A 10643-nucleotide genomic window follows, 5' to 3' on the forward strand; every position below is an offset into this window, starting at 1 on the left:
GCGCATGTGACGGGCGGGGCCGGGGAGGCGGTCACTGCCCGCTGGTCCGTCACGGTCGCGCACCTGGACGGGCGCCGCTGGCGAGTCACGGTGACCGCCGTCGACGACGCGCTCCCGGTCCCCGCGAGCTGCGGCGCCGCGCTGGGCGCTCCCGCGCGGATGCGGGTGGACGCCGTGCAGAGCACCTAGGTGTAGTGTCCGGCGGATCATGCTGGGCAGGGGCTGCCCCTGCCGGTGCGCCGCAGTCCGCGGCTGCGTTGTAGTCGCTCGCGCAGTTCCCCGCGCCCCTGCGGGGCGCCAGGGCGCGCCCCGCAGGGGCGCTTCAGGGGCGCGAGGAACTGCGCGACCAGCCACGGAGCACCCGCAGCCTGCAAGGCGCAGGCAGGGGCAGCCCCGACCCGGCACGCACGATCCCCGGACACGCTCCAACGGGCAGCGGGTAGCGTCCCCCTCCCACTCCCGCTCCCACCGCAACAGGGGGTTTCCGTGGCCGCACCGCCCCGCCGTCCGTCCGGTATCCGCTGGCGCCCGCGCCAGATCTCCTCACAGGTGCTGCTGATGCAGCTGGCGATCGTCACCGGCGTCACGGCCGTGGCCACCGGGCTCTTCCTCGCGCCGTTCAGCCGCCAGTTGGACGACCAGGCGATGCGGCGCGCCCTGGCCATCGCGCAGTCGACGGCCGCCGAGCCGGGGCTGGACGACCTGGTCACCGACGGCGCCCGCCCCGACCCCGGCGGGCCCGTCCAGCACGTCGCCGAGCGCGTCCGCCGCGCGACGGGCGCCAGCTATGTCGTGGTCATGGACGACCGCGGCATCCGCTGGTCGCACGCGAAGCGGCAGCGGATCGGGGAGCGCGTCTCCACCGACCCCGCGCCGGTGCTCGCCGGGCACGAGGTCAGGGAGATCGACGAGGGCACCCTGGGCCGCTCGGCACGGGGCAAGGCGCCGCTGCGCGACGCCGACGGCGAGGTGGTCGGCGCCGTGTCCGTCGGCATCGCGTACGACAGCGTGCGCGACCGGCTGCTGACCGCCGTTCCCGGTCTGCTGGCGTACGCCGGGGCGGCGCTCGGGCTGGGGGCGCTGGCCGCGCTGCTGATCGCCCGGCGGCTGCAGAAGCGGACGCACGATCTGGCCTTCTCCGACATCTCCGCGCTGCTGGCCGAACGGGAGGCCATGCTGCACGGTATCCGGGAGGGCGTCGTCGCACTGGACGCACACGGCCGCGTGCGGCTCGTCAACGACGAGGCCCGGCGCCTGCTCGACCTGCGCCCGGAGCACACCGGGGTTCCGCTGGAGGAGGCGCTCGGCCCCGGACGTACGACCGAGGTGCTGGCCGGACGGGTGCCGGGCTCGGACCTGCTGGCGGTGCACGGCGGCCGGGTGCTGGTCGCCAACCGGATGCCCACCCATGACGGCGGCGCCGTCGCGACCCTGCGGGACCGTACGGAGCTGGAGCTGCTCGGCCGCGAACTCGACAGCTCCCAGGGGCTGATCGACGCGCTGCGCGCGCAGGACCATGAGCACGCCAACCGGATGCACATACTGCTCGGCCTGCTGCAGCTGGAGCTGTACGGCGAGGCGCTGGACTATCTCAGCGAGGCGGTCGGAGAGCACCGGGACACCGCTGAGCAGATATCCGGGTGGGTCCGGGATCCGCGCCTCGCCGCGCTGCTGGTCGGCAAGGCGACGGTGGCGGCGGAACGGGGCGTCGCCCTGCGCGTCACACCCGGCACCTCCCTGCCCGACCGCCTGGTCGACCCGCCGGCGCTGGCGACGGTGGTGGGCAATCTGGTGGACAACGCGCTGGACGCGGCGGCCGGTCCGGCGGGCGCCTGGGTGGAGGTCGCGCTGTGGGCGCGCGGGCGTACGGACGTGGCCGTACGGGTGAGCGACAGCGGCCCCGGCATCCCGCCCGAGCGCCGGGACATGGTGTTCGCTGAGGGCTGGTCCACGAAGGAGCCGCCGGCGCACGGCAAGCGCGGCCTGGGCCTGGCGCTGGTGCGACGGCTCGCGGAGCGGTACGGGGGCAGCGCGCGGGTGTCCGGCGGGCGGGAGGGCGGGGCGGAGTTCACGGTGACCCTCCCGGAGGCCCTCCACCCGCACACTCCGTGACCCTTCCGGTGCCTGCCGTCCGGCTCACACCGCGCCCGCGCCCGTGAGGGACCGCACCTCGACCTCCGCGTACCGGCTCTCGTCCGCCCGCTCCCGGGAGCACACGGTGCCCAGCCAGCCCGCGCAGAAGCCGAGCGGTACGGAGACCAGCGCCGGGTTCTCCAGCGGGAAGACCGCGAAGTCGACCCCGGGGAACAGCGCGTGCGGCGCGCCGGAGACGACGGGAGACAGCACCACCAGGGCCACGGCGGGCAGCAGGCCGCCCCACACGGCCCACACCGCGCCCCGCGTGGTGAACCGGCGCCAGAAGAGCGCGTACAGCAGCGCCGGCAGGTTCGCCGAGGCGGCGACCGCGAAGGCGAGGCCCACCAGGAAGGCCACGTTCAGCTCCTGCGCCAGCAGGCTCAGCCCGACCGCCACGGCGCCGACCACGGCGGCCGCGACGCGGGCGACACCCACCTCCTCCCGCCGCCCCTGCGGGGCCGCGGGGCGCCGCCGAACGCGGAGCGAGGCGTACAGGTCGTGGGCCACGGCGGCGGACGCGGCCAAGGTGATGCCCGCGACGACGGCGAGGATGGTGGCGAAGGCGACGGCCGCCGCGACCGCGGCCAGCGCCGCACCGCCCCGGGTGCCCGCTCCCCCGCCCAGCTCCAGTGAGAGCAGCGGTACCGCGGTGTTGCCCGCCGGACTCGCCGCGCGGACGGCGTCGGTGCCGACCAGGGCGGCCGCGCCGGTGCCGAGCACGATCGTCATCAGATAGAAGCTGCCGATGAGGCCGACCGACCACACCACGGAGCGGCGCGCGGCCCGCGCGGTCGGCACGGTGTAGAACCGCGCGAGGATGTGCGGGAGCCCCGCGGTGCCGAGTACGAGGGCCAGGCCGAGGCTGACGAAGTCGACGCGCGACGTCCAGTCGCCGCCGTACTTGAGGCCGGGTGCGAGGAAGTCCGCGCCGTGGCCGCTGCGTTCGGCCGCTCCGTTCAGCAGCGCGCCGAGGTCGCCGCCGTACCGCAGGAGGACCAGCACGGTGAGGGTGAGGGCACCGGCCATCAGCAGCACGGCCTTGACGATCTGGATCCAGGTGGTGGCCCGCATGCCGCCGAGGCAGACGTACGTCACCATCAGCGCGCCGACGCCGAGCACCGTCCAGGTGTGCGCGGCGTCGCCCATGCTGCCGCCGAGCAGCAGCGCGACGAGGGCGCCGGCGCCGACCATCTGGGCGACCAGGTAGAGCACCGAGACGGTGACGGAGGAGGCGCCCAGCGCGATCCGGACGGGCCGCTCGCGCAGCCGCGCGGCGACGACGTCGGCCAGGGTGTACCGGCCGCAGTTGCGCACGAGTTCGGCGACGAGCATGAGCACGACCAGCCAGGCGACCAGGAAGCCGATGGAGTAGAGCATGCCGTCGTAGCCATAGAGGGCGATGAGTCCGGAGATGCCGAGGAAGGAGGCGGCGGACATGTAGTCCCCTGCGATGGCGAATCCGTTCTCCATGGGCGAGAAGAGCCGGCCGCCCGCGTAGAACTCCTCCGGGGAGCCCTGCCGCCGGCGCCCCGCCCAGCTGGTGATGGCCAGCGTGGCGGCGACGACGACGCTGAACAGCAGCAGCGTCAGAGTCTGGTGGTCCCCGCTCACGAGACGGCCTCACGGCGGGCGGCCGTTCTTGTCATGTCCTGGGTCTCCCAGCGCAGTTCGAGCGCGAGCCGGTCCCGGCGCAGCCGGGCGTGCCGGGCGTACGCCCAGGTGAGCAGGAAGGTGGTGGCGAACTGGGCGAGCCCGGCGGCCATCCCGACGTTGAACGCCCCGGCCAGGGGCCGCGCCATCAGCGCGGGGGCGCTGGTCGCGACGGTGACATAGGCCAGGTACCAGACGAGGAAGGCGGCGGTGGCGGGCAGCACGAAGCGGCGGTAGCGGCGGCGCATCTGCTGGAAGGCGGCGCTGCGCTGCACGGTCAGATAGACCGCGGCGTGCGCCGGGGACGCGGAAGCCACCGGCTGACCGTTTCTGCGCGCCGGTTCCGGCGCCGGGTTCGGGGCGGCGCCGGGCGCCGGCGCTGCGCCGTCGACGTGGCACCAGGGGTCTTCGATCGGCATGCCCCAGAGAATGGCGCCCGGAGCGGGACGCCGGTTAGGACAATCCCACCCGTTCACCCCTTCAGGTGACAAGCCCCGCCCGGCGACCCGGCTCCCGCGCGTCTAGACGTCGACAGCCCTGGACGTCGAAGCCCCTAGACGTCGATACGGGAGCGGTCGAGGGTGGCCGCCGAGGAGCTGATGAACTCCCGGCGCGGCGCGACCTCGCTCCCCATCAGCAGGTCGAACACCTGCTCGGCGGCCTCCAGGTCCCCGATGTTGATCCGCCGCAGGGTGCGGTGGCGCGGGTCCATCGTCGTCTCGGCGAGCTGGTCGGCGTCCATCTCGCCGAGGCCCTTGTAGCGCTGGATGGACTCCTTGTAGCGAGTCCTGGTGCGCTCCAGCTCCAGCAGGGTCTGCCGCAGCTCGCTGTCCGAGTACGTGTACAGGTACTTGTCCTGCCCCTTCCTGGGGTTGATCAGCTCGATCCGGTGCAGCGGCGGCACGGCGGAGAAGACCCGGCCCTGCTCGACCATCGGCCGCATATAGCGCTGGAAGAGGGTGAGCAGCAGGGTGCGGATGTGCGCGCCGTCCACATCGGCGTCCGCGAGGAAGATGACCTTGCCGTAGCGCGCCTGGTCGATGTCGAAGGTCCGTCCGGACCCGGCTCCTATCACCTGGATGATCGCGCCGCACTCGGCGTTCTTCAGCATGTCGGAGACCGAGGACTTCTGAACGTTGAGAATCTTGCCGCGGATCGGCAACAGCGCCTGGAACTCCGAGTTCCGCGCCAGCTTGGCCGTACCCAGCGCCGAGTCCCCCTCGACGATGAACAGCTCCGCGCGCTCGACGTCGTCGCTGCGGCAGTCGGCCAGCTTCGCCGGCAGCGCCGACGACTCCAGCGCGGTCTTGCGGCGCTGCGCCTCCTTGTGCTGCCGCGCGGCGATCCGGGTACGGGCCGCGGCGGCGATCTTCTCCAGTACGGCGGTCGCCTGCGCCTTGGCGTCCCGCTTGCCGGAGAGCAGAAACGCCTTGAGTTCCTTGGCCACCACCTGGCCCACGATCCGCGAGGCGGCCGAGGTGCCCAGCACCTCCTTGGTCTGCCCCTCGAACTGCGGCTCGGCCAGCCGGACGGTGACCACGGCGGTCAGCCCCTCGGTGGCGTCGTCCTTGACGACGTCGTCATCCGCGACGCGCAGCAGCTTCTTCGACCGCAGCGCCTCGTTCACGGTCTTGGTGACCGAGCGCTCGAACCCGGAGACATGGGTGCCGCCCTTGGGGGTGGCGATGATGTTGACGAAGGACTTCAGGGTGGTGTCGTAGCCGGTGCCCCAGCGCAGCGCGACATCGACGCCCAGCTCGCGCTGGACCTCGGTGGGGATCATATGCCCCTGGTCGTCCAGCACGGGCACGGTCTCCTTGAAGGTGCCCTGCCCCTGGAGGCGCACGGTGTCGCAGACGGGGCGGTCCGGCGCCAGATACTCGCAGAACTCGCTGATGCCGCCGTCGTAGCGGAACGTCTCCTCGGTGGGCTCCGCGCCGTCGACGCCCCGCTCGTCCCGCAGCACCAGGGTGAGCCCCGGCACCAGGAACGCGGTCTGCCGGGCGCGGGCCTGCAGGGTCTCCAGGGACAGCCGGGCGTCCTTGAGGAAGATCTGCCGGTCCGCCCAGTAGCGCACCCGGGTGCCGGTGCGGGTCTTGGGGACCTTCTTGCCCTTGAGCATCCCGGTGGCCGGGTCGAAGGGCGCGTCGGGGCCCTGCTCGGTGAAGATGCCGGGGACGCCGCGGCGGAAGCTGATGGTGTGCGTGCGGCTGTTCAGGTCGACCTCGACGTCGAGCCGGGAGGAGAGCGCGTTGACGACGGAGGCGCCGACGCCGTGCAGGCCGCCGGAGGCCGCGTACGCGCCGCCGCCGAACTTGCCGCCCGCGTGCAGCTTCGTCATCACCACCTCGACGCCGGACAGCCCGGTCTTGGGCTCCACGTCGACGGGGATGCCGCGCCCGTTGTCCCGGACCTCGACGGAGCCGTCCTCGTGCAGGATCACGTCGATGCGGTCGCAGTAGCCGCCCAGGGCCTCGTCGACGGAGTTGTCGATGATCTCCCAGAGGCAGTGCATGAGCCCACGGCTGTCCGTCGAGCCGATGTACATGCCAGGCCGTTTGCGGACCGCCTCCAGCCCTTCCAGGACAAGCAGATGCCGCGCGGTGTAATTGGAGCCGCCCTCGCGGTCTGCCCCGGTCAGCAGTGCGGTGGACGGCACGGACGTATCGGCGGTCACGCGGTTCGCTCCTCGCTGAATTCTGCTTGAGACGGCTGGGTTGCCGCGTCAGAGGGTACCGAGGCCCAGGACAGCACGTGTCGCGCGACCCAGGAGAACCGCTATGTTAACCCATACTCGATTACCTGTTCGATAAAATGACGGGGTGACGCACACATCACGTTCCCTTCCGGGGCATGAACCATTTAGGCTCCGGGCACGTCCTCCAGAACGAAGGAGGGCCGTCGGCACCACCGACGGTGACCACCACCGACCGTCACAACTCCACAAGCCACCAGCACTGTGAAGATGATCCATCCCCTGTAATACGGCCCATTCGCCGCCACCCGGCACCATCCGGCCATCCCCGGAGAGAAAAGTCAGGGAATCACGGCCCGAGCGGGAACGTTTTCGGCCTGGTTGGATGTTGACCCTGGTACGACAGCTCGTCGAGCTAGAGAAGAGGCGACGTGACTACTGTTCTGACCCCCGCGACCCCGCTGACGGCCGCCGACCGCTGCGACCGCTGCAACGCCCAGGCTTACCTGCGCGTCGTGCTGCTCAGCGGCGGAGAGCTGCTGTTCTGCGCCCACCACGGGCGTAAGTTCGAGCCGGAGCTCAAGAAGATCGCCGCGGAGATACAGGACGAGACGGAGAAGCTCACCGCGACTCCGCTTGCCGCAGGCGACGACGAACGATGACCCGTTGACCTGGCGTCCGTCGGCCTGACCCCTGGTCGACGCAGCGCACGTCCACAGCCGACGAGCACGACCGGCCGGCAGAGCCGGACTCGGCGGGCGGCCCCTCCCCGGAGCCGGGAGGAGCCGCCCGCTCTCGTCCTTCGGGCGCCGTTCGCTTCCGGCGAACACTCCCGGGCGGCGACGTCGCACCGCGGCGCCGACCGCCGGAGCCTTCGGATGCCGGTCCCGGGACCCGGATCCCGGTCCCAGCCCCGAGCCCGGTCCCGAGCCTCGGCACCGCACTCGCGCCGGGACCCGGACCCGCGCCCGTGCCCGTTGCCCGTGCCTTTGGCAGCGGCAGGGGCACTCAGGTGCCGTCTGCGCCGCCGCGGTCGCCGCGGTGCTCCTGCACCAGTCCGGCGACGGCGGAGATCCGGGTATAGACCCCGGGGTGGCCCCGCTCACCGCAGCCGACGCCCCAGGACACCAGCCCGACCAGCCGCCCGCGTGCGACCAGCGGACCGCCGCTGTCCCCCTGACAGGCGTCCCGGCCACCGCGTGCCAGCCCCGCACAGACCATCGAACGCGCGTCGAACGTCCCGTCCGCCGATCCGGGGTACAACCGCGCGCAGCTCGAATCCTTGATCATCTTTACCCGTGCGGACCGCAGCGACGTCGCGTGTCTCCCCGTGCCGTCCACGTCCCCCCAGCCGTAGACGGTGGCGGCCGTGCCCGGCGCGTACGCCGCGTCACCGTGCCCTGCCATCCGGATCGCATCGCCGGCGGGCAGCGCCGCCGCCAGCCGCAGCACCGCGACATCCCCGCTGTTCGTCCGGCTGTCATAGGCGGGATTCACCCGGACCGAGGCCACCGGGACCTCCCGCCCCGCCGTCCCGCGCAGATCCCCGCGTCCCGTGATGATCCGCAGGTCGCGTACGTCCTCCGGGGCGACACCCAGTGTCTCGCGGCTCAGGCAGTGCGCAGCTGTGACCACCGTGCGCGGCCCCACCACCGCTCCCCCGCAGAACTGGCCGGAACGCGTACCACCGAACAGGGCACGGCTGGAGAGTGCCACCGCCCACGGGTGGTCCGCCACCCGTACGGCGGCCCCGCCCACGACGGCGCGGTCCGCACCCCTGTCCGGCTGCGCCAGGACCGCGGCGTCCGCGTCCCGCGCACCCAGCAGGGGCACCGGTGACAGGGGCAGCAGCACCGCCGCCAGCGCCAGCAGCACGCCGACCCGTGCGGGCCCGGCTGTGCGGGCGCGGGAAACTCGCTCACGGAGTCGTATCACGTCCGGCCTCCTCACCGTACGGTGGTCAGTGACCACCCAGGGTGTTCCGGGCGGGAACACGGCGCATCCGGAGAGCGCGCGGCGCGCGCCGGGAGCGGCGAGAGCGTCGGTACATCGATACGTCGATACATCGATACGCCAGGGTCGGTGACCGGGCACGACGAAGGCCGACCGCCCCGTCGTCTGCCACGATCCGGGGCCGTCGGCCTTCCTCTTCGTCTTCCGCGAGATGCGCTCCGCTGCCCGGAGCGCCCCGTCCGGCGCTCAGTCCAGGTAGTCCCGCAGGACCTGGGAGCGGGAGGGGTGGCGCAGCTTCGACATCGTCTTCGACTCGATCTGGCGGATGCGCTCACGTGTGACGCCGTAGACCTTGCCGATCTCGTCCAGGGTCTTCGGCTGCCCGTCGGTGAGGCCGAAGCGCATGGACACGACACCGGCCTCGCGCTCGCTCAGTGTGTCCAGCACGGAGTGCAGCTGCTCCTGGAGGAGGGTGAAGCTCACCGCGTCGGCCGGGACGACCGCCTCGGAGTCCTCGATCAGGTCGCCGAACTCGCTGTCACCGTCCTCGCCGAGCGGGGTGTGCAGGGAGATCGGCTCCCGGCCGTACTTCTGGACCTCGACGACCTTCTCGGGCGTCATGTCCAGCTCCTTGGCCAGCTCCTCCGGGGTGGGCTCGCGGCCGAGGTCCTGGAGCATCTGTCGCTGCACGCGCGCCAGCTTGTTGATGACCTCGACCATGTGCACCGGGATGCGGATAGTGCGGGCCTGGTCGGCCATGGCGCGGGTGATGGCCTGACGGATCCACCACGTCGCGTACGTCGAGAACTTGTAGCCCTTGGTGTAGTCGAACTTCTCGACCGCGCGGATCAGGCCCAGGTTGCCCTCCTGGATGAGGTCCAGGAAGAGCATGCCGCGGCCCGTGTACCGCTTGGCGAGGGAGACGACCAGCCGGAGGTTGGCCTCCAGCAGATGGTTCTTGGCGCGGCGGCCGTCCTCGGCGATGATCTCCAGCTCGCGCTCCAGCTTCGGCGCCAGCTTGTCGGCAGCGGCCAGCTTGTCCTCGGCGAAGAGCCCCGCCTCGATCCGCTTGGCGAGCTCCACCTCCTGCTCGGCGTTGAGCAGCGGGACCTTGCCGATCTGCTTGAGGTAGTCCTTGACCGGGTCGGCGGTGGCACCCGCGGCGGCGACCTGCTGGGCCGGTGCGTCGTCCTCGTCGTCGTCGGAGAGGACGAAACCCTCGCCCTCGGTCTCGCTCTTGGGGTCGACGGGCGCGTCCTCGGGGCCGGGCTTGCCGCCCTTGCCCGGAACATCCTCGATCAGTTCCTCATCGCCTTCGAGCAGCTCGTCGACGACCGACTTCTTGCCCGCCGTCGTCGTCGTCTTCTTCGGGGCCGCGGCCTTCTTGGCCGTGGTCTTCTTCGCCGCGGCCTTCTTGGCCGGGGCCGCCTTCTTGGCAGCGGCCCGCACGGACGTATCAGCCGGGGACTCCTCGCCCACCGGCGGCGCCACGGGCTCCGGGGCGACGGGGGCGTCCATACCGGAGGCGGCTCCGGCCGCCGGGCCCGCGCCGGCGCCCGCGGTCACGGCGGACCTGGTGGCCGTGCTGGCCGGAGCGGTCTTCTTCGCGGTGGTGGTCTTGGCGGCGACCGTCTTGGTGGCGGTGCGCTTGGCCGGGGTCTTCGCTGCGACGCTCTTTCGGGTGCGCTTGGGCGCCTCCGCGGCACTCACCATCAGCGTCACACCCTCCTCGTCGAGGATCTGGTTGAGGCTGCGCAGAACGTTCTTCCACTGGGTTGGCGGAATCTGGTCAGCCTCGAAGGCCCGACGCACGTCATCGCCGGCGATCTGCCCCTCAGCCTTTCCCCGCTCGATGAGCGCCATCACGGACTCGGACTCGGCGATCTCCGCAGGGAGCGTACGGGATGTGCTGGCCGACACGAACAACCTCTCGGAACGATGGAAACGGCGGACCGCCGACGGAGATGAACCGACGGCGCGGGCGGAGCAGTGGAGATCTACGGCTCTGAGACTCGATTCTGCTCGACTCTGAGAACAGCCCCTGGCGGGGCGCCCGTATTCCCTCCGCGGCTGTCACCTCTTGAGTCATCGCGCTGGAACGGGAAGCGTTACGCTCAATTCACGTGGCCCGGGTCACACCGTGTACCCACGTGTATGCGGCGAGAACCGGACGAAGTGCCCTCCATGCCACCTCCGTCACCACCCGTCC

Annotated in this window: 7 protein-coding genes and 1 pseudogene; 3 read left to right on the plus strand and 5 right to left on the minus strand. The window is 71.9% G+C overall.

All coding sequences use genetic code 11. The annotated features are described in order from the left end of the window. A pseudogene (locus tag G5C65_RS22025) lies at positions 1–189 on the plus strand (sucrase ferredoxin); the annotation flags it as partial. Positions 190–558: 369 nt separating this feature from the next. Beyond that, a complete protein-coding gene (locus tag G5C65_RS22030; protein WP_165300640.1) occupies positions 559–2112 on the plus strand; it encodes a sensor histidine kinase in 1554 nt (517 codons plus the stop codon). A gap of 24 nt (positions 2113–2136) precedes the next feature. Here the strand turns inward: G5C65_RS22030 and G5C65_RS22035 are convergent, their stop codons facing one another. The 3 genes from G5C65_RS22035 to G5C65_RS22045 form a co-directional block, all read right to left on the minus strand. After that, positions 2137–3747 (minus strand): sodium:solute symporter family transporter, encoded by a 1611-nt coding sequence (locus G5C65_RS22035; RefSeq protein ID WP_165300636.1) that lies wholly within the window; start codon positions 3745–3747, stop codon positions 2137–2139. Beyond that, on the minus strand, positions 3744–4205 hold the full coding sequence (locus G5C65_RS22040) for a DUF485 domain-containing protein (RefSeq protein WP_165300637.1): 462 nt from the start codon (positions 4203–4205) through the stop codon (positions 3744–3746). Before G5C65_RS22040 ends, G5C65_RS22035 begins: the two co-directional genes overlap by 4 nt. A gap of 134 nt (positions 4206–4339) precedes the next feature. After that, complete coding sequence (locus G5C65_RS22045) at positions 4340–6463, minus strand: DNA gyrase subunit B (protein ID WP_165300638.1); 2124 nt, start codon at positions 6461–6463, stop codon at positions 4340–4342. A 449-nt stretch (positions 6464–6912) separates the two neighbouring features. Here G5C65_RS22045 and G5C65_RS22050 point away from each other — a divergent pair, with 449 nt between their 5' ends. Further along, positions 6913–7143, plus strand: a complete 231-nt coding sequence (locus G5C65_RS22050) for a DUF7455 domain-containing protein (protein ID WP_165300639.1) — start codon at positions 6913–6915, stop codon at positions 7141–7143. Positions 7144–7489: 346 nt separating this feature from the next. On the opposite strand, the gene G5C65_RS22055 is transcribed toward G5C65_RS22050, so the two are convergent. Together G5C65_RS22055 and G5C65_RS22060 are read right to left on the minus strand one after the other, a co-directional pair. Continuing rightward, positions 7490–8413 (minus strand): S1 family serine peptidase, encoded by a 924-nt coding sequence (locus G5C65_RS22055; RefSeq protein WP_420903345.1) that lies wholly within the window; start codon positions 8411–8413, stop codon positions 7490–7492. Positions 8414–8680: 267 nt separating this feature from the next. Continuing rightward, positions 8681–10354: an RNA polymerase sigma factor gene (locus tag G5C65_RS22060; RefSeq protein ID WP_338146576.1), complete on the minus strand. Its 1674-nt coding sequence runs from the start codon at positions 10352–10354 to the stop codon at positions 8681–8683. Positions 10355–10643: the final 289 nt, after the last annotated feature.

The organism is Streptomyces boncukensis (assembly GCF_011045075.1).
Lineage (GTDB): Bacteria > Actinomycetota > Actinomycetes > Streptomycetales > Streptomycetaceae > Streptomyces > Streptomyces boncukensis.

What these genes read in the sequence shown, in the direction of transcription:
- G5C65_RS22030 (WP_165300640.1), top strand. Translation starts at nt 559, where the DNA reads ATGCAGCTGGCGATCGTCACCGGCGTCACGGCCGTGGCCACCGGGCTC.
- G5C65_RS22040 (WP_165300637.1), bottom strand. Translation starts at nt 4,205, where the DNA reads ATGCCGATCGAAGACCCCTGGTGCCACGTCGACGGCGCAGCGCCGGCG.